The organism is Synechococcus sp. KORDI-52 (assembly GCF_000737595.1).
In the GTDB taxonomy this organism is placed as follows: domain Bacteria; phylum Cyanobacteriota; class Cyanobacteriia; order PCC-6307; family Cyanobiaceae; genus Parasynechococcus.
In genome coordinates this window covers 1,554,285-1,572,182 of record NZ_CP006271.1, presented here as the reverse complement: position 1 = coordinate 1,572,182, position 17,898 = coordinate 1,554,285, and the positions used below count along the sequence as shown (strand labels likewise).

20 protein-coding genes are annotated in these 17,898 nt (G+C 56.3%); 14 read left to right on the top strand and 6 right to left on the bottom strand.

Annotated features, from left to right (window positions below):
• Window positions 1-192: 192 nt before the first annotated feature.
• Window positions 193-1,077, bottom strand: a complete 885-nt coding sequence (locus KR52_RS07920; protein WP_038554454.1) for an LOG family protein — start codon at window positions 1,075-1,077, stop codon at window positions 193-195.
• 39 nt (window positions 1,078-1,116) lie between these two features.
• A complete protein-coding gene (locus tag KR52_RS07915; protein ID WP_038557070.1) occupies window positions 1,117-2,505 on the bottom strand; it encodes a PhoH family protein in 1,389 nt (462 codons plus the stop codon).
• Between the two features lie 1,533 nt (window positions 2,506-4,038).
• Here KR52_RS07915 and KR52_RS14275 point away from each other — a divergent pair.
• The 10 genes from KR52_RS14275 to KR52_RS07875 all read left to right on the top strand — a co-directional run bounded on the left by KR52_RS14275 (window position 4,039) and on the right by KR52_RS07875 (window position 13,536).
• The gene (locus tag KR52_RS14275; RefSeq protein ID WP_156957647.1) at window positions 4,039-4,437 is read left to right on the top strand and encodes a hypothetical protein; all 399 of its coding nucleotides are present in this window, start codon (window positions 4,039-4,041) and stop codon (window positions 4,435-4,437) included.
• Between the two features lie 230 nt (window positions 4,438-4,667).
• Window positions 4,668-4,901: a hypothetical protein gene (locus tag KR52_RS13670; RefSeq protein ID WP_071840271.1), complete on the top strand. Its 234-nt coding sequence runs from the start codon at window positions 4,668-4,670 to the stop codon at window positions 4,899-4,901.
• A gap of 1,059 nt (window positions 4,902-5,960) precedes the next feature.
• Window positions 5,961-6,086, top strand: coding sequence for a hypothetical protein (locus KR52_RS15275; protein ID WP_256382110.1), 126 nt, complete (start codon window positions 5,961-5,963; stop codon window positions 6,084-6,086).
• Window positions 6,087-6,205: 119 nt separating this feature from the next.
• Entirely contained in the window at window positions 6,206-6,475 is a 270-nt protein-coding gene (locus KR52_RS07900; RefSeq protein WP_038554447.1) for a DUF1651 domain-containing protein, read from the top strand.
• A 70-nt stretch (window positions 6,476-6,545) separates the two neighbouring features.
• Window positions 6,546-6,725, top strand: a complete 180-nt coding sequence (locus tag KR52_RS07895) for a hypothetical protein (RefSeq protein ID WP_038554444.1) — start codon at window positions 6,546-6,548, stop codon at window positions 6,723-6,725.
• Window positions 6,726-7,269: 544 nt separating this feature from the next.
• Window positions 7,270-7,788, top strand: a complete 519-nt coding sequence (locus tag KR52_RS07890; protein ID WP_253912345.1) for a DUF3828 domain-containing protein — start codon at window positions 7,270-7,272, stop codon at window positions 7,786-7,788.
• Between the two features lie 41 nt (window positions 7,789-7,829).
• A complete protein-coding gene (locus KR52_RS07885) occupies window positions 7,830-9,602 on the top strand; it encodes a gamma-glutamyltransferase family protein (RefSeq protein WP_038554440.1) in 1,773 nt (590 codons plus the stop codon).
• A gap of 507 nt (window positions 9,603-10,109) precedes the next feature.
• Window positions 10,110-10,349, top strand: coding sequence for a hypothetical protein (locus tag KR52_RS14270; RefSeq protein ID WP_156957646.1), 240 nt, complete (start codon window positions 10,110-10,112; stop codon window positions 10,347-10,349).
• Between the two features lie 1,464 nt (window positions 10,350-11,813).
• The gene (locus tag KR52_RS14265; RefSeq protein WP_156957645.1) at window positions 11,814-11,960 is read left to right on the top strand and encodes a hypothetical protein; all 147 of its coding nucleotides are present in this window, start codon (window positions 11,814-11,816) and stop codon (window positions 11,958-11,960) included.
• 697 nt (window positions 11,961-12,657) lie between these two features.
• Window positions 12,658-13,536: a GNAT family N-acetyltransferase gene (locus KR52_RS07875; protein ID WP_038554435.1), complete on the top strand. Its 879-nt coding sequence runs from the start codon at window positions 12,658-12,660 to the stop codon at window positions 13,534-13,536.
• 11 nt (window positions 13,537-13,547) lie between these two features.
• Here KR52_RS07875 and KR52_RS14765 read toward each other — a convergent pair whose 3' ends face one another.
• Window positions 13,548-13,712, bottom strand: coding sequence for a hypothetical protein (locus KR52_RS14765; protein ID WP_173402206.1), 165 nt, complete (start codon window positions 13,710-13,712; stop codon window positions 13,548-13,550).
• Window positions 13,713-13,866: 154 nt separating this feature from the next.
• On the bottom strand, window positions 13,867-14,286 hold the full coding sequence (locus tag KR52_RS07870) for a hypothetical protein (protein WP_038554432.1): 420 nt from the start codon (window positions 14,284-14,286) through the stop codon (window positions 13,867-13,869).
• A gap of 180 nt (window positions 14,287-14,466) precedes the next feature.
• Between KR52_RS07870 and KR52_RS07865 the strand changes: the two genes are divergently transcribed.
• Complete coding sequence (locus tag KR52_RS07865) at window positions 14,467-14,649, top strand: hypothetical protein (RefSeq protein WP_038554431.1); 183 nt, start codon at window positions 14,467-14,469, stop codon at window positions 14,647-14,649.
• Between the two features lie 259 nt (window positions 14,650-14,908).
• Here the strand turns inward: KR52_RS07865 and KR52_RS07860 are convergent, their stop codons facing one another.
• Both KR52_RS07860 and KR52_RS07855 read right to left on the bottom strand, forming a co-directional pair.
• Window positions 14,909-15,085, bottom strand: a complete 177-nt coding sequence (locus KR52_RS07860; protein WP_253912344.1) for a hypothetical protein — start codon at window positions 15,083-15,085, stop codon at window positions 14,909-14,911.
• Window positions 15,086-15,124: 39 nt separating this feature from the next.
• A complete protein-coding gene (locus KR52_RS07855) occupies window positions 15,125-15,394 on the bottom strand; it encodes a hypothetical protein (RefSeq protein ID WP_038554425.1) in 270 nt (89 codons plus the stop codon).
• A gap of 155 nt (window positions 15,395-15,549) precedes the next feature.
• Here KR52_RS07855 and KR52_RS07850 point away from each other — a divergent pair, with 155 nt between their 5' ends.
• The 3 genes from KR52_RS07850 to KR52_RS07840 are packed head-to-tail and all read left to right on the top strand — an operon-like array spanning window position 15,550 to window position 17,860.
• A complete protein-coding gene (locus KR52_RS07850; RefSeq protein ID WP_038557066.1) occupies window positions 15,550-16,329 on the top strand; it encodes a GTP-binding protein in 780 nt (259 codons plus the stop codon).
• A 5-nt stretch (window positions 16,330-16,334) separates the two neighbouring features.
• Complete coding sequence (locus KR52_RS07845) at window positions 16,335-17,150, top strand: metallophosphoesterase (RefSeq protein ID WP_038554422.1); 816 nt, start codon at window positions 16,335-16,337, stop codon at window positions 17,148-17,150.
• Window positions 17,150-17,860: a hypothetical protein gene (locus tag KR52_RS07840; RefSeq protein WP_038554419.1), complete on the top strand. Its 711-nt coding sequence runs from the start codon at window positions 17,150-17,152 to the stop codon at window positions 17,858-17,860. Before KR52_RS07845 ends, KR52_RS07840 begins: the two co-directional genes overlap by 1 nt.
• Window positions 17,861-17,898: the final 38 nt, after the last annotated feature.

Sequence of the window (17,898 nt, the reverse complement as noted above, 5' to 3'; positions counted from 1 at the left end):
GGTGCTGAATCTCGCTTGAGGCGCGGACTGATCAAGCGCATCCCGCCGTCCTGGATGTTCACGCTCAATAAAGCTCGCCAGATCTTCCCGGACTCCTCACTATGGTCTCAACCAATTGAAGCTGGGGAAGATCAAGGCAATGTCGATGTTCTGATCAACATTCCGAGAACATCAATTTTCATCTCGTCCTCGTCAGCTGTCCTCAGGCTCGGCACAGGTACAACGACGGATGAACTCCCAGGCCTCTTCTGCAGTATCCGAAAAATGAATCAGGTCGAGGTCATCGTCTGCGATCAATCCCATCTCAGCGAGGACCTCAAAGTCGACAAGCTTGGTCCAGAAATCTGTTCCAAAGAGGACAATGGGCATGCTTCCCTTGGTGCCCACTTGCCTCAAGGTCAGCAGCTCAAACAATTCATCAAGGGTGCCGAAACCACCTGGGAACAAAATGGCTCCAACGGAGCGCATCACAAAATGGAATTTGCGAAGAGAGAAGTAATTGAACTTGAAACAAAGATCGGGGGTGATGTAGGGATTGGGATGTTGCTCAAATGGAAGCGTAATATTCAGCCCGATCGAGCGACAGCCGGCCTCAAAGGCACCACGGTTGGCAGCTTCCATGATTCCCGGCCCACCACCAGTCACGATCACATGGGATGAGCAGCCATGGCTTTGTCCCTTAGTGCACCGCCCGTGCTGGGAAGCCAGATAAGCGAAGTGTCGGGCTGCCTCATAAAAACGAGACAGGTGCAACAAATGTTTGGCATGGGTTAATGCTCTTTTCAGAGTTGGAGAATCAGGATCTTCGCTCAGGCACTTCTTGGCTTTTACCAGCTTCGCTGCAGCTGTGGCTTTGTCGACGATCCTGGCACCACCAAAAACAATGATCGTCGATTCAATCCCGGCCATGTCGAGATGCAGATCCGGCTTGGTGATTTCAAGCAGCATGCGTACACCACGCATTTCGTTGCTGTTCAACAAGTCTTGATCTTCATGAGCAATTGTGTAAGTGGGGGAATTCAGAATGGCATCCAGATTGACGTGCTCAGGTGTTGAAGTTGCTGTAAATCGAGTCATGTGTCCAATTTTCATTGTTTTCGGCTGTGTCGTCTTGCCTCAGAGGATGTTGGCCGCCAATTCAGCCAGTTCACTGCGCTCGCCTTTCGTAAGGGTCATGTGTCCCACCAGGGGCTGACCTTTGAGTTTGTCCACGAGCCAGGTGAGCCCATTGCTGTCGGCATCCACATAGGGGTTGTCGATTTGATATGGATCACCGGTGAAAACAACCTTGGTTCCTTCGCCCACCCGCGTGACGATCGTCTTCACTTCAAGGGGTGTCAGGTTCTGCGCCTCATCCACCACCAGGAACTGATTGGGAATGGATCGGCCGCGGATGGTGTTGATCGCTTCAACCTCCAACAAGCCCATGCCTTGCAGGTCGGCCCAGGCGTTGCGTGGTTCGCGGTGCCGCTGCTTCTTCGTCTGCTCAAAGTCCTCGCGAGTGGATGAACCGGTGATGAAGTCAATGTTGTCAATGATCGGCTTCATCCAGGGGCCGAGTTTTTCCTCAAGAGTGCCGGGGAGATAGCCGATGTCGTTGCCGAGGGAGATTGGCGGACGCGTCACCAGAAGACGAGCGTAGTGATGGGTATCGGCCACCTGGTGCAAACCAGCAGCGATGGCCAGAAGCGTTTTGCCTGTGCCTGCCTTGCCCACCAGGGTCACCAGCGCGACGAATGGATCGAGCAGCAGATCCAGCGCGAAGCTCTGTTCACGGTTTCTCGCTTTGATGCGGCCCAAATGGGCTCGATTCAGCCATTGCAGCGGTTTGATCGTGTTGCTGTTGGGGTGGTGCCGGGCTAGCAGGGTATGGCTGTTGTTGTGCTGATCCACCAGTACAACGCCTTCATTGGCCTGGAGATGCTGCCGGTCGGGATCGGTGACAGCCTCCACAGGCAGCTCATCCTGGTCATGCAGGATCTTGATCGTCTCCGCATCGGTGCTGATTTCACGGAAACCTGAATAGAGATCTTCAATCGAAACCTTGTCGTTGACGTAGTCCTCAGCTTTCAGTCCCACCGCATCGGCCTTGATTCTCAGGTTGATGTCTTTGCTGATCAGCACAACTTCTGGGGGCTGTTTCAGCCCACTGCACCGCATCTGCTCCAGAGCCACGGCAAGGATGTTGTTGTCGCCGCCGCCGCCCTGAAGCTCTGCTGGTAAGGCGTTGAGGGCTTGGGCCTGACAGAAAACCACCTGAAGCAGGCCGTTGTTCGTACCCTCAATAGGAACACCGTCAGCAAGACTTCCACGAGCTCGATAGGAATCGAGAAGCCTTGAAATCCGCCGAGCGTTCCGGCCTTTTTCAGAATGATCTTTTTTGAAGCGGTCAATTTCTTCGACCACCTGCATGGGGATCACAACCCGCAGATCTCCAAAGCGATGTGGAGCTTCAGGATCGTGAAGTAGCACATTCGTGTCGAGAACGACAATTTTATCTTTCATGAGATTTCGCACCGGAATGTTGATCAGCGTTTTAACGCCAATCCAAGGGCTTCGAGGCACGACAAAAAGCAACAACATGGTGCTTTCCTGATCAAAGATCAGCTTTTAGCGCCCCTTGTAGTTGTATCGGTGGCAGACGATGAGACCTCCAAGAGAGCAAACAACAACCCGAAGTAAGACAACCGAGGGGTGTTATTTGCTCAGAAGGCAATTCCTTGAATTACCTCGTTTGGCTCAACGCAACTGCGCTGAACTCAGTCGCCGTAGATCTTGCATCCCGGCGCAGTGGGGGACTTGCCACAACGCTCATCCCAGTACATATCGTGCTGAGATTTCATCGCATGCATGGGTTCATCAGCCTGCTTTGGCTGAGTCTTGTCAGATGCGTTGAGCGGGAACCATAGATCGAAAAAACTTGAACAGATCGTGACCATCTCTCTCCTTGTCGCTGACTTATCTCTACTCCCCTCACCCGCAGAATCAATAGGTACTTAACTCATTCCTTTACACAAAGAAAAACCGCTCTTCACACAGGAAGAACGGTTAGAGGGTCGTGAAGATGGAAATAGACCTAGCCTCGCTCTGATCGCCAGTGTTATGGATGATCAAGCAGCCTGCTGGTTGCCTGAGCTTTCATCCTCGGACCGGATGAAGCGCTTGCGCTGAGCGGATTCATTGCCAGATAAGTCACTTTGCTTCGGCGGCTCAACCGGTTGGCGCCCGGGCTTGTCCAACCCCATCAAAAGGGGATGAAGTCCTCGTCTGCTCATTGGAATGCTCCTGTTATTCAGATCTCGCGTCGTGGTCTTACGGCCCATTCGCGTCAAGCCAATATCGCGCAAGTGACTGGAAGCTGCGGCCCTCAATCCTTAAGAGAACCTGACAAGCAACGCCAGTCAAGCCACTGTGTTGAGAACAGCTCCGTTGAAATCGAATGCCAGAGATCCTGAAGCGACTTATCACACCAAAGAGGAAGGCCGCCCTTCCCGATGGAAAGACGGCCTAGCTCGCTCGTTTGTGCATGGTTCAACCCATCGCTTTAGAGAAGAGAGAGGGTCGAAGCGTCTGGCTCGAGGCGCCCTGGGGCCATGGGCTCGAGGTATCGGGTCGTTGTCTCCGAGGGCACCTGAGACGGTGCAAGTGGAGCGTCGATTGGCGTGGCGGACCATTGCGTGCCCGCCAAAGGACCAACCCAGGTCATGGTTGAGACTGTTGGAGCAGGGGCCAGAAAGTCAGTCTGCTTCTTGGATCTGCTGGGGTGGAGTGTCGTCCGTCATGGGCTCCTCCGATCTCGATGCACCTAGTTTTGTTCCTCCAGCTCACAACGTCATCGGCATTAAGGCGCATTGCCTTGACGGCATAAACGATCGAATGTTGGGACGGCGTGCCTGCCTAGATGTCTGATCTGTAAACCAGGCGAGGACGCGCAACAGAACAATCCAAAAACGCCCTCACAAGACAGTTCTGACCACAGAGCCTGACCGAAACCAAGCGTCAGGCGCACGACGTCCCTGTCGATCGATCACCAGGAGCATGGCTCAGTTGATTCACTCCCTGCACAAAGCAATCGTTAGGGGCCTCACGGCGACAACACGTCTTCATGGCGTTGCAGTCGCTCACCCATCGTCAGACCACAGCCAGCATCAACTGAAAACAAAGTCGGCGGCGTTCCTCCACAACTGCGGCGCACAAACACCAGGAGCACAAACACCAGCTTCCGTGCAATCAGTCAGCAAGGAATGTCCAAACCGTGCCAAGGGTTTTGTGGCCACTGGCTCAACAGTCGAACTGCTGCAGACCGTGATACGCAATCGTTCAGGACAACGGGGACTTTGGTATCAAGTCCGCATTGTGCAAAACCAAAGCAGCCAAACGGCTTCCAGCCATGCACAAGCTGGAACGATTGGCTGGATACGGGCCAATAAATTCTGAGGCAGACCAGAAGCCTCACCTCCGGGCACGATGGAGAACTCCAGTTGATCGCAAAGCAACTCAGTGCGCTGCATCAGCCGGATGATGATCCACGTCGTGCCTGGACCTCAAATGAGACTTTGATGAGCAAATAATAAAAAGAAAATAATTACCTATTGTCGATATATAAAGCTTGTGAATTCCAGAAGCAGACAAGTGCTTAATTCGTCCGGTCATTTATGGAGGACAGTATGCACGGCCAGACGAACTCCCCTTCATGCTTTTTGCGATGGTCTGTAAGCAAGGTTGCCGACAAACTTTACGCGGTAGCAGCAACCGCAGATGGGAAGGAATATGATTTTGTAGGCAACTTCAACAGCGTTCGAGAAGCCCAACAGGCAGGTCGCCGCTATGCCGAAGATCTGGTTCATAACTCGATGCCTGGCGGCCGCTTATCGCTGAAGCAACAGCCATTAACGGCCTGAATCAACCCCGATGAAATCGTCTAAATCAAGGCACGTCATGGCCATGGAGGGTGAAACTCCATATTGCTTCGCTCTCGCAGCACAACCACCACGCTGCCGCCAATCCATGTCAAAGCCGGTTGTATTGATGACCGGCTTCTGCTGCCTTCCACAACATCTCCCTGCCTCATCCCTCAAGGATCAGACGGAAGGGAGGATCGACCTCCGAATGGCTGACCTGCACCCGCTGGAGGTTCCAACCCGGCAAAGCGATGTAGGCAGAGCCGCCATCATTCCAGCTTCGGGATCCGGCAACATATGAAACAGTAGGGCCCAAAGGATCCGCTTCAAGCATGACTTTTAAGTGGCGATCCCGTCTTTAATCCCTGCAGCCCTTTTCAAGCGTGAAGAGATCAGGATGAAATGGATAAACAACATCTTTCAGGATCTCTAATTGTTCAGAATTGCCATGAATTTCAAGTCGGAACATATCAGCAAACTGCAAGGCCTGATTCAACAATCCATCGACATTGTTCAGTTGAAGCCAGGCTGCCTCAGCATTGACATACGACTCTCGGCAAAAACTATTTGCCCAAAAAAAGAAATTCCATAGTTAATGCATCCCTTCTCTGCACCTGTCTGTGAAACCATCTGACCACACCTATCTCTGAACGAAGATTCACAGCCAGGCTTCATCTTGAAATAGGGATGCAGGGATACAGCCTGATCGGTAATCGCCTAAAACCATACAAACAATGACCCTAACGGCGCGAAGGTCCGCCAAGCCTAATTGAGGTAAATATTTCCAACCTTGCTGCTGAGCACAACACGCTGATCCGCGCTGCCTAACCAATAAATTGCTTGCTAAAGATGAAATCATCAAAAGCCAGTGGTTGATGAACCGTCGTCCTGAGTCAGCACGATCACATTGCCTCGATCAGGGCTTGATGTCGCCCCTCGAGATCAGAATCATTCGAGCCATTAAGAGCACCTGACAGGGTTGGGGAGGTGGCGAGCCTCTTCAAAAGTGACGAAAACTTCACGGGGATCAATTCACACTGATCCTTCTGCTGTGGTGCCGTGGCGTTGATTGAACGCAGGGAGCCGGTGACGCTCCACGCCATCGATGCTCCACCTGATCTGCAGCAGCTGTGCATCAGCATCAAGCTCACAAGACCCAATCACCCTTGTGATCCGGCGATCTGAGCGCTTCTCCCTCGATCCGGCCCACCCCCTCAGCTGAGATTCGCCATCCTTGACCGGGGCATCGCTCCGGCAGCAGGTGCTTTGCAGAGCTGTCTTCTGTTGTCGTCGCCCCACCCACTTTGCCCCGTTACAGCGCCACCCACGAACCGCCGTCAAAGCCAGGTGGCGAAGGCTGGCTGGTCAGCCCTGAACAGCAGAAAGTGGTGCAGTTCAAGCCAGACGCTGCCAGCGCCCACGCCCAGTGGATCGCGGTGCGCACCTACAGCTGGATACCGCCCAGGCCACCTGTGCCCCAGACCCGTCGGCGGATGCTCAGGCACAACGCCATCGAGGCCTGGAACACGATGCTGAAAACAGGTTGGCGTCGCTGCTCGCCGCCCTTGCGCTGATGAATCTCAGTAACGAGTGCTGGCCCTCTGCACCTATTAGCGCCAGCGTGATCCAAGTTGCGATCAAGTGATGACCAGCGGATCCGGCACCTGGGTGAACAACCAGCCCCCAGCGGCCTTTGAGAAGCTCTGGCGGGGCTTGGCTCTGGTCGGAGCCTTCCACATCGGAGGCATGCTGATCAACGTCATCTTCCAGATGCTGGGAAACAACAGCCTCGATGGCATCCCCGCAAAATTCCTCGGCCTCTGATCCAATCAGCCCCAAACAAGCCATCTTTTAACGCCCTGCCAAAAGCAGGGCTTTTTTGTGAGCGGCCAGTGAAGCCCAATGAGGCCCAACGTCCTGCACATCAACGCGAGACCGACCCCTCTCAAACTTTGCGCAACCACCCCTTGTTAAGGGAGATTGCACAGCATGAAGTTCTTCCCGCATGCACGCTTGGTTCCCGAAGAATGGGCTCTTGGCGAACCTTTTCTCTGTAAGTTCTTAGACAGGATGGCGATGTATCCCGTAGGTGGGCCTGCGGATACATCTCGTCCTAAAAAGTCCTTAAGTCAAGACATTCAGCTTCAGAACAAGCTTGATCGGCACAGGCCCCAATTCCATGCCTGAGAGTTACCTGAGAAGCGTTCGAGAAGCTACCTCTCTGCGAGCAGCTGAGCCACTGTTGAGTTGAAGGCTTGGAGGCCTTCAATGCGTCTAGCAGGAGCGGGCTGAGGGGCCGGCTCTTTTTTTTGCAATGGTTCCTGCACACATCACAAGACAAAAGAATGCTGTCAGCCGAATTGCCGCCGTGCTGCCGCTGCTCGCTGCCAGCCTGGTCGCCGTTGATGCTCCAGCAGCCGCATCACCACTGAACTTGACCTGTCCGAAGGGTGTACGCCATCAGCTTGATGGCCTCTACCGCTGGCAGTTGCAGCGCATGGCCCAACCGAACAGCCCAGCTGCTGGGCTGGCCAGCCAGAGCGACCGCTTCACGCCCGAGCTCTTCAACCTGCTGCTGAAGGCCCGGCAACTCACCCCGGCACAGGATGGTCGATACCTCGACTTCGACGTCTTCAGCAACACCCAGGTCCGGACCTTCGGGGCGGCCGTTACCGGCTGCAGCGAAGCTCAGGGGAACAGCATCCAAGCGGCGGTGGACGTGCAGGCGGGTCTGCGGAACCCAGCCAGCGGAACACCGCGCCGCTTGGTGTACCAACTGAAACACGACGGGGCAGGCCAATGGCATATCGCCGACATCACCTACCGCAATGAACGGGTGTTTCAGCTCAAGCCTTATCTCGAGACGTTGCTGAAGCCAACGCCCTGAACCGCTGCAGCCAAGCTGGTGGCGGACACCAACGTCTCTGCGTGCGGCGCCAATTCCCTCTGCTCAGATCGCTGCTGCTGGCGTTGAGCCTCTGCAGCTGCAGCCCAGTCATGGCGGCACCGATCAGCCGCGATGATCCGGAATCGACCGACCCTCGCCGCACGGGCATCTCCACGGCCAGGGGATCAGCGGTTGTGGTGACCGCCAATCCCCTGGCCAGCAGGGCGGCCCTGACGGTTCTGAAGGACGGTGGCAACGCCATCGATGCCCTGATCACGGCGCAGGCGGTGCTGGCGGTGGTCGAACCGCAGAGTTCCGGACTCGCTGGCGGGGGTTTTCTCCTTTACTGGGATGAAGAACAGCGCCACCTTGAGGTGCTGGATGGCCGTGAAATGGCGCCCGAACGCAGCCGGCCTGACGACCTGATCGACACCTCCGGTGATCCCCTGCCCTGGCAGCAGGCCACCACCCAGGCCACCGCCATCGGAATTCCGGGCACTGTGGCCCTGCTCTGGGACGCCCATCAAACCCACGGCAATCTGCCCTGGGCCCGAACCCTGCAACCGGCGATCCGGCTGGCCAATTCCGGCTTCCGGCCCAGCCCGCGGTTGCTGCGCTCCATTCGTCTCGCCCAGCGTTTCGGCGTCAGCCACAGCCCTGAATTTCAGGCGCTCTACCTGCCCGGCGGCAATCCACCTCCTGCGGATCAACCCTTCCGCAACCCCGCCCTGGGCCGGACCCTCCAGCTGCTGGCCAACGGCGGTGGCAGGGCCTTCTATCAAGGCCCGTTAGCGCAGCAAATCCTTCGCCGGATCAACGCCCTGCAAACCAACGAGCCCAACTTCCGAGGCTGGAGCCCCGACGATCTCGCCAGCTATGCCGTGGTCCGGCGCGCCCCCCTCTGCAGCCAACAGTTGCAACATCGGATCTGCACCATGCCACCCCCCAGCAGTGGCGGGCTGGCCCTTCTGCAAACGCTGGCCCTGCTCAATCAGAGCACCAACCTGCTCGGCACCAGCGCTGGCGAGCCGCAGATCTGGACGCTGCTGGCCCGCACCCAGGCCTGGGCCGATACCGACCGCCTCTACTGGGTGCACGACCCTCGCGATGGAGCGGTCCCTACCGCAGCCCTGCTGGATCCCGCTTACATCACGACCCGAGCCAGAGCGCTGCAGCATACCGATGGCGCAGGGCCAGCACCCGGGCTACCCCCAGGAATCGAGAGGTATCCGTTTGGCAAACCGGATCAGAGCATCGAGCAGGGCACCAGCCAGATCACGATCGTGGACGGCGACGGCAACATCGTCTCCTATACCTCCTCGGTGGAGACGATCTTCGGGAGTCGCCACCTGGTGGCCGGCATGGTGATGAACAATCAGCTCACCGACTTCTCCTTCAGGCCCAGCCTTGGCGGCAAACCGGTGGCGAACCGCCGCTTGCCTGGACGGAGACCGATGTCATCCATGGCACCGACGCTGGTGTTTCACAACGGCCAACCGGTGCTGGCCCTCGGCAGCCCCGGCGGCCGCAGCATCCCCCATCTGCTCAGCCGTGTGCTGCTGGCGTCACTGGCCTGGAACGAAACACCAGCTCGGGCGGTGGCCCTGCCCCATCTGTCCCGGCGGGGCAGCATGTTGGTTCTGGAAAACGACCCTCCGTTGCCGTGGCCGATCCCTATGGGGCGGATCACAACAGAGGCGACACTGCGGCGTCAAAGCATCGGCAGCGGCACCGCTTTGGTGCAAAGGTTCAATGGTGTCTGGGAGGGGGCGGCTGATCCACGCCGCGAGGGAACAGCTCTGGCCCTGCCCTGATCCCTCGCGCTGGCTGACGCCTGGCCATCACAGCGAAAACCCCTTGCGGACAAGGCTTTCAGACCGGGAGTTGCACCCATCCTGGGAAATTGATGTACAGCACGACCGGCGAGCAGCTTTTCGACCCAATCCAGTAAAAAATCTTCCCTTATCTGGCAGAAGGAGGTGTTACCGACAGCGAGACATCTAAGGGCAGCTGATTATTCTGAAGTGGTACTTGTGCTGGCGCGATCTGGTCGGCCTTGAAAACAAATTGGAGAAAAATTTTTATTGAAGAGGAGCCTGATGTCTTGCTATGAAACAAGCCTCCCCCGAAAGTGCACTCCATCGCTGCTTTGACTGGAATCAGAACAACACGCAAGCGGCATGAACCGCTGACAAGCATCACTTTTTCCAGGCCCATAAAGCATAAGTGCAGGAAGTGCAGCTATGGGTGTCAATCCAACCAGGAATGAAGATCGTAAAAGTCCTTGAAACGCCTCTTCGTAGTTTCGCAGAAGGTTTCCAATGGGGATTGATGAAACCAATACCAACCAGACGAAAACACCTAAAACAATCATCAGGAAGCAAGTCGAATCACTCGTGACTCGACATGGTCCAATTCGCCCCAAAAAGCAAAGAGCGACGATTGAGAGAAGAAATCCCAATCCAAAAACAACAAATGCTGGAATAAGAAATATTAATCCAAGCATTTATGAGGCGAACAAAGATGTGAATGGTCTGCCACGAATCAAGGCTTCACACTGAGCAGAACTCCATGCAAGCAACCCTGTCGTTATGAAGCAATGACTGTCCAGGGGAGTGAAAGGCCTCAGTGAGCACTTGGTGGTGAAGCTCCTGCTCGACTGGCCAGACACGTTCCTGATCACGGAAGAAGAGGACAGGCTTGTGGGTTAGCACCTGGGCGTGAGCTTCTAAGCAAATACTTCTCAAAGACGACATCACTCAACTGAGCTGCCTACAGAGCAGGCCAGTTGAATACAACTGCTGGGGTGTGATCCAGCTCACATGCAGCTTTGTCTGGGGTCATCAACTGACCGACTGAACGCATCGATCGTGTTGATATCGGGAAGGCACAGCCCAACGATCCGCCCGACAACGCAGTCCAAACACCCAACGCAAACCATGGCACCAAGACATCTTCTGGTTGTGCTTCCCTTTCAGGCTTTGCTGCTGCTCGCTCCAGCGGATCAGGCCCACGCCACTGGCACCACCCGGTTCTTACCAGAGGGTTATCGCGGACCTGCCTGCCGCGCCTTGAAGCCCGGGTGCATGACCAAACAACAGTGGGCCAACCACTGCCGATCGACCTACCCGATGCACCACCCATGGCCCAAGAGTTGCCAAGATGCAATCAGCTCCCGTAGCCATGTCTACGCTGATCCTGGAACACACTTCCTGCCGGATGACCACGAGGGTCCTACATGCATGGCTTTGTTGCCAGCCTGCATGAAGCGAAGCGACTGGGCCGAGCTCTGCGCAGCAAGAAAGGAAAAAGGCCTCTACAACGTGTTGCCCAAAAGCTGCCGCGACGCTCTTGGGGTGAGACCGATCATGCCTCGCCCTTATGTGCAACCTAGCCATGTCATGCCTGCGCTTCCAATCCGCCTCCCGAACTTGATGACTGGGGTGACTTGCATGGCTTTCTCTGAAACCTGCATGAACATGGAGGACTAAGCGAAAATCTGCGCCAACTCCTTGACCCCGTCAGCAATGGCGGGGTTGCGCTGTCAAATCGGTTATGTCTTCGTCAACACACATTGCCCCAGCCACGTTCAACCAATTCACGGCAATGATTTGACGCCGCTTTAAACACTCGCCGGGAGCCGCACGATCGGTACAACCTCCAGCTCCTAAAACACATACCTGAGGAATGCTGACAAACATCCTCAAAAGCAAAAGCTTGAAAGGCAGCCCAAGGAATAGATCAATCAACAGCAGACTATACAGACATCAACCCTAGCGATCCAAACCATAAGGCTTGCAACGCTCCAATCAAAAGCATCAACCGCCGCAAAAAACTGAAAGTCAGAAACAATGCTAGAGGAGCAAGCCCTTTAAGCCACTGATTCACTAATACAACAAATGAGCCTTTGCGCATACACAGCAAAAACCACCCTTAAAACGATAGAAGAGCTAGCTTTGGTGGCATCAAAACGCACCCCATCACGAAGCCAACAAAAGAACATTTGCTGAAACGCGGAATTAAAAATGAACTACCAACAAACAGATGACCAGTTGAATCAAGCGATGGCGGGCCTGCTTCAAAGAGCAGAAGAAACCACCAGCAGAAGAGAAGCCAAGCACCTGATCAATGCCGCTTCAAAGCTACGGGAACTGCTGGGAAAGGAAGGGTAAAATCAAACATCAAGCTGTTACTCATGCTTGAGCCTGCCCAACTCAAATCGCCAGCAAATTTTCGACATGGGGCTTTATAAAGTTTTGGGTACCAACCTATCTGGTGATGCTGGGCCTGCTAGCGGCGCATCGCAAGCCGTACTTAAAAGAAGCATTTTCTACTGAACTTCCAATCATAACGCTTCTCATTTCGCCAGGTATTGCCAAGATACTCCTCGACTTGGCGCAATAGAACCCCCAGCAGTTGAGAGGGCTGAACGGCGGACAACTTGCTTGAACCATGAGACGGTTCACCTAGAAACCTTCCTTCAAGAGCAAGGAAAAACAACGGCGAAGCGGAACCAGTGGATTGACCTTGCGCGGGCCCAATACTTAGTCCTGGTAATGCGAAACATCTCATCCTTAAGCATGCGAACTTGCAAATCTGAACTATGGGTCGAGAGAGAATGACCGACGACGGTCAGAACCTAGAAGTCATAAAAAACCCCTGAGGGGTGGGCCTCAGGGATTGGTCCCCACATGAACATCCGTCCCGCTTCAGCTTCGCCTCGGGACGGCAGGACCGGGAAGAGGAGGACCGCCCGCAACCGTTCGGATCTCCCCTGGGTGGCAACGGTCAGACCCTGAGGGGGATGGAGATCAACGTCCGAAGGCGTTAAGACGGAGTTGAGCGCAAACGGGATGGGTTGGGCTGCCGATGCTGGAGATCAAACCCTTCACCCCATCCGACCTCGACGTCGTCACGGACCTGGCCCGTGAGCAGGATTTCGCGCCGGGAGTCGGCGATATTGAGATCTACGCCAACACCGATCGCCAGGGGATCTGGTTGGCATGGCAGGACAACGCGCCGGTGGGCTGCATCGCAGCGGTGACTTACACCCCCGCCTACGCCTTCATCGGCCTGTTCGTGGTGAAGCCGGAGCATCGGGGCCAGGGAATCGGCCGGCACCTCTGGCAACACGCCTTGAAGACCCTCAGCAGCGTGCAGTGCATCGGGCTTGAAGCAGCTGTGCAGATGATGGACTTCTACGAAAAAGCCGGATTTCAGAAGGACTGCATCACCAAACGCCAGCAGATGTTGTGCCGGAGCGATCATCCATCGCAGGTCTCAAGCCCGAGCCAACGCAGCGACATTGCCGTCGTTCCCCTGAGCGAGGTGTCCCTCGAGGCGATTCAGCGTTACGACGAACGTCATGAGATCAGCCCACGGCCCCATTTCCTTGACCTATGGCTTCGCCATAGGTCAGGACATGTGTTTGTGGCCAGGGATGCCGAGGGGGAATGCCATGGCTACGTGCGCATTCGGCCCTGCCTGCTGCCGATCGGCGAGGGATGGCGGGTGGGCCCATGGCTCGCCGAAGATCCCGGCATGGCCTCACTGTTGCTGAACAACGCCTTGGACCACCACAGTGGTGTCGTGCTGATCGACACCCCCGGCCACAACCCGAGCGCGAAATCCATCCTCAGCGCCAGGGGCTTCAAACCCATGGCCTCAACGGTGCGGATGTATAGGGGCGTGATGCCCCAGGGCCACGACCGCAACGTTTATGGCCTGGCCTGCCTCGAGCTGGGTTGATCGCTGAACGATCACTCCAGTAGAAATTCGCTGCGCAAGGCACGTGCATCCTGAATCCGCTGACCCGAGGCGAGCTGGCGGAGACGTGTATTCAACCAGGAGCGCAGTCGTGTGGACGACACCGACTTGTTCAGCAGACCGTCAGAAGGCTCTGGCGTGCCGAAGGGAATGGTCATCAGCCACGCGCGGTGGTTCAGGTTAATCAGTTCGCAGCCACACAAGCCCTGCTTTCAGCGGGTTGTCCCCTGCGAAGGCACTCCATCTGCACCGCCCCAGGTGCCCTGAGCCCCGCCGCACCCTCCATCACAGGGAACGGCAGGCGGCTGATGCTCAGGACTTGCGATGTTGATCGGCCTGCCGCAATTGTTCCCTCAGGATGATCGGATCATCACAGTGGGACCTGCGGTAAAGGGCTTTGATCTTCCGAGACTCCTCATCGAGCAATTCCAGTTCAACGGCGTCCGCCATTCCCACCGTGAAATCGTCGATCTGGCGGTCTTCAAACTGATTCTCCAGAGCCATCAACTCCTTCAACGAATCACTCATATAGAGACAACTGGACGCCATCAGTTTGAGGTTTTCACGGATCTTGAAGTCCGCCTGCTCGCGCACATCCCGCGCCTTTTCCAGCGTGGCGATCAGATCTCCGCTGGCTGACTCCTCAATCGTTGCGGCAAACGCCGTTGAGGTTGTTGCACAACCCAGCACCACCACAAACAGCAACGCCAGAACGGATTGCAGAACCTTCATCGGAACCTCACGGTCACATCACGTTAAAGGGACTGCGTTGGCCGCATCGGATGGCGACCCAAAGCTGTTCACGACCCTAAGAAAGAATGAGAGACACAAAGAAAGGCAAATCTGTATCAGAGGTCGCATTCGGGTCCAACGGCGGATCCCTAGGACAGCTCCAACGTCAAGGACGATCCCATGGCCGAGATCCTGAATCTGCCGTATCCCGTTCAAGGCAACGGAACGGTTGAATCCATCGGGAATCACGTCTATCGGGTCTGCGGACCAACAGGGTGCAGCATGGTCCTGGGTCTCAGCAATGCGCTGAGCTTGAGCCGAAGCATTCCCGCAGCAAAGCAACAACTGCACTGGCAACGGTGAGCGACACATTCGTCTCTCCAGCACCACGACTGTTTAGCCACAACCAACCGAGCGTCCGCCTGTTGTTGTCTGATCACGGAGCAAAGCGATCACAGGCCACGCACAAAAAAGGGAGGGTCCCCTATTCCCTCCCCAGGTTCGACGCAGAGTCCCCTGTTCTGAGCGGGGGTACCCCTTTAGTGTGTATCGCCAGGAACCAAACGGCATCGGTGATTCCACTTAACAATGGGTCAAACAGTCCGCAACCCGATCGGGCTCCTTAATGATCAAGCAGTCCGGCATCAATCGTGATGTCTGGATTGAGTTTGATCAGCATCCACAGCAACATGGCCGAACAGTCGCGATCGCTGACGCCGTAGTCATATTTCCAGTCGGCAACCACGGCATTGAGCTCATGTTGAGCTTGAGTGATGAATTCGTCATTCCATTCCTGCACCACTCAATCACCCTCCAAAACACCATCAAGAGGTTGCGTTCAATCCTCTTCAAGATCCTCTTCAGTCACATAAAACGGTTCATCCGCTCCAGGTTGATCATTCTCAAGCACCAGCAGCTTGAGGGAATCATCGCTTTCAAACACAAACAGACCATCTTCCTCGGGATGAACTCCCTTCATCTCGGGATGTTGATTGACAAGTCGACCCAGGCGGCGCTTCTCCCTCCAGACGTTGAACCCTTTCTCAAACAGATAAACAACAAGAGCCAAGTTCACCAGCACGAGAGCGAGGAACTCAAGGGCCTGCATAGGTCAAAACCGGGATTGGTTGACCCTAGCGAGAGACGGAGACGACGCCCATAGCAAGCGATACCAAGCCAGGCGTCCAGTGGCTCGATCGGGGAGGGACAGGAGAGTGCCGACGAACCATAATGAGAACGATTCTCGAGCCTCAAGGGGGTGTGATGGGCCAGGTGTGCCTGATTTCAGGCCCCCCAGGGTGCGGGAAAACAACCTGGGCGCTCCAAAGGCTTCAGGAGCATCCAGGCCCCTGCGCCTATCTGCGACTGGAGGGGGACAACGAAGCGGGGCTGGAGCAGGGGGCAGACCATGGGATCGACCTGACCTGGCTCAAGGACCAGGTCCCCAGACTTCACGAGCCGACGCCATCCAATGCTGCGGAACTGAAGCAGGACAACGATGCACTGACCCTGATCGAAGTGCAGCAGTTCCACCACCCCAGAGAGGAGGGCATTGAGGGCCTCGGAGGCAAGGTTCGCTCCAAACTGGAGGCCTTGCAGCTGCTGCCCGACCAAGTTCTGCACTTCGGGCGAGACCCTGAATTGCCTGCACAGGACACCTTGGAGTTCAGCAAGCTCGAGGCCTGGCACACCTCTCTCTTGGGCTGTGTCTGGGATCCCAACAGCCTGAGCAGCTTCTGGTTTGAACTCGTCAACGGTGCCTACGGCGATGTGTACCGCGCCAAAGGCCTGATGAATTGTCCTGACGGGCGAGCGTTCTTCTGCAATTGGATGGTGAGCCAGCAGTCATCCCAGTTCCTGCCCCTGGACACCACATCACCGCCGCATGGTCGCCCGAGTCGCACCTCAGAGCTCGTTGTTCAGGGAAAGGCACTCAACCCGGACGGTATTCAAGCCACCATCAATGACTGCCTGCTCGCGGATGACGTACTCGCCATGCAGCAACAACAGCTCCAGCAACACCAACCCCCATCGCAAGGCTGATTGACATGAACCACGCCGTCATCTCCTGTTTGCACGCCAACCTGGCCGCCGTGGAGGCCGTGCTGAACGACATTGACTCCCAGGGCATCGAAACCATCACCTGCCTTGGCGACCTTGTGGGCTACGGACCCCAGCCCAATGAAGTGGTGGACCTGGTGCGTCAGCGCGGGATTCCCAGCTGCCAGGGGTGCTGGGACGAGGACATCATTGACGGTCTGAATGCCTGTGAATGCAGCTATCCCTCCCAGCTGGCGGAACGACGGGGTCATCGCGCCCATCACTGGACGGCCGAGCTGCTGAGCGAGGAGAACAAAGCCTTTCTGGCTGAACTTCCAATGACACTGCGGCGCGACAAGTTGCTGTTTGTGCATGGCAGTCCGAACAGTCAGCACGAATATCTGTTGCCTGACATGAATGCTTTTGCGGCCCTTGAACGGGTGGAAACAGCAGGAGCGGAAACCTTGTTCTGCGGCCACACCCACCAGCCCTATGTGCGCGAACTACAGCAGGGATCAATTCGGGTGAAGGTGCAACAACGCGATCAAGGCGCACCAACAGAACAGGAGCTGGAACTGCCGATGCGGCGGATCGTTAACGCTGGTTCTGTGGGGGAACCGCGCCATGGGAGCACCAAAGCCACTTACGTCATCCATAACGACAGCACCGGGGAAGTGACGATCCGAGAGGTCGACTACGACGTGGCCAAAACCTGTCAGGCCATCGTTGATGCGGGCTTACCGGAAGTGTTTGCCTGGAGGCTCAGCCACGGCTTCGAATACGCAGAGCGGGCTGAAGACGCCAGCCACGTGTGTGAGCGCTGATGGAACGCTGGGCCCTGGTGAGTGGTCTCCAAGGAGACCTGGACCTCTACGAGCAGATCCAGAAGGAGTTGAAGCAACAGCGGGGTGTTGCCAGCCTCTTTGTGCTTGGTGATCTGATCGGATCACAACGCAGCTGCAATGCGCTGCTCGAGCGGCTCAGACAACCGCAGCGCGCTGATCTTCAGCCCGAGTGCATCTACGGCTGGTGGGAAGAGCAGCTCCTGGCGGAGTGCGGATACCGCGGAGAGCGGAAGGCGGAGAGCCTCAGGGAAGAACAGGGCGAGGCTGCCGTCGGCGATCTTCTTGCTGCGGTGGACGCCGACCATCTCAACTGGTTGGCATCGCTGCAGTTCGGCTTCATCGAACTCGACTGCGCCTTGATTCATGGCAGCTCCGCTGACGTCGGCGACCGGCTGACGGAAGACACCTCAGCCCTGGTGCTGCTGGATCGGCTGACGCGGCTGGATGTGAACCGTCTGTTCACGGCACGCTGCCGACGACAGTTCCAGCTGGAGCTCTGCGGTGGATCCATCCAATCCCACGTCAAAGACCATGCCGGTGAGCAACAAAGCGAACAGGCTGTGCCCAAGCGAAGCGTGATCGGCGTTGGCGGGGGGAGGCACTACACCCTCTACGACCCCGCGACGGATCACATCGAGTTTCGAAGTGCGGGAGAACCCGCCCATGCAGCGGGGCGGGGTTTTGGCTGACAGGCCTATTGCTCAAGACCACTCACGGCACAAGGCTG

What these genes read in the sequence shown, in the direction of transcription:
- KR52_RS13670 (WP_071840271.1), top strand. Translation starts at nt 4,668, where the DNA reads ATGCACGGCCAGACGAACTCCCCTTCATGCTTTTTGCGATGGTCTGTA.
- KR52_RS14270 (WP_156957646.1), top strand. Translation starts at nt 10,110, where the DNA reads ATGGGGATTGATGAAACCAATACCAACCAGACGAAAACACCTAAAACA.
- KR52_RS07895 (WP_038554444.1), top strand. Translation starts at nt 6,546, where the DNA reads ATGACCAGCGGATCCGGCACCTGGGTGAACAACCAGCCCCCAGCGGCC.
- KR52_RS07920 (WP_038554454.1), bottom strand. Translation starts at nt 1,077, where the DNA reads ATGACTCGATTTACAGCAACTTCAACACCTGAGCACGTCAATCTGGAT.
- KR52_RS07845 (WP_038554422.1), top strand. Translation starts at nt 16,335, where the DNA reads ATGAACCACGCCGTCATCTCCTGTTTGCACGCCAACCTGGCCGCCGTG.
- KR52_RS07915 (WP_038557070.1), bottom strand. Translation starts at nt 2,505, where the DNA reads ATGAAAGATAAAATTGTCGTTCTCGACACGAATGTGCTACTTCACGAT.
- KR52_RS07840 (WP_038554419.1), top strand. Translation starts at nt 17,150, where the DNA reads ATGGAACGCTGGGCCCTGGTGAGTGGTCTCCAAGGAGACCTGGACCTC.
- KR52_RS14265 (WP_156957645.1), top strand. Translation starts at nt 11,814, where the DNA reads ATGAACTACCAACAAACAGATGACCAGTTGAATCAAGCGATGGCGGGC.
- KR52_RS07875 (WP_038554435.1), top strand. Translation starts at nt 12,658, where the DNA reads ATGCTGGAGATCAAACCCTTCACCCCATCCGACCTCGACGTCGTCACG.
- KR52_RS07870 (WP_038554432.1), bottom strand. Translation starts at nt 14,286, where the DNA reads ATGAAGGTTCTGCAATCCGTTCTGGCGTTGCTGTTTGTGGTGGTGCTG.
- KR52_RS07850 (WP_038557066.1), top strand. Translation starts at nt 15,550, where the DNA reads ATGGGCCAGGTGTGCCTGATTTCAGGCCCCCCAGGGTGCGGGAAAACA.
- KR52_RS07865 (WP_038554431.1), top strand. Translation starts at nt 14,467, where the DNA reads ATGGCCGAGATCCTGAATCTGCCGTATCCCGTTCAAGGCAACGGAACG.
- KR52_RS14275 (WP_156957647.1), top strand. Translation starts at nt 4,039, where the DNA reads ATGGCTCAGTTGATTCACTCCCTGCACAAAGCAATCGTTAGGGGCCTC.
- KR52_RS14765 (WP_173402206.1), bottom strand. Translation starts at nt 13,712, where the DNA reads ATGACCATTCCCTTCGGCACGCCAGAGCCTTCTGACGGTCTGCTGAAC.
- KR52_RS07855 (WP_038554425.1), bottom strand. Translation starts at nt 15,394, where the DNA reads ATGCAGGCCCTTGAGTTCCTCGCTCTCGTGCTGGTGAACTTGGCTCTT.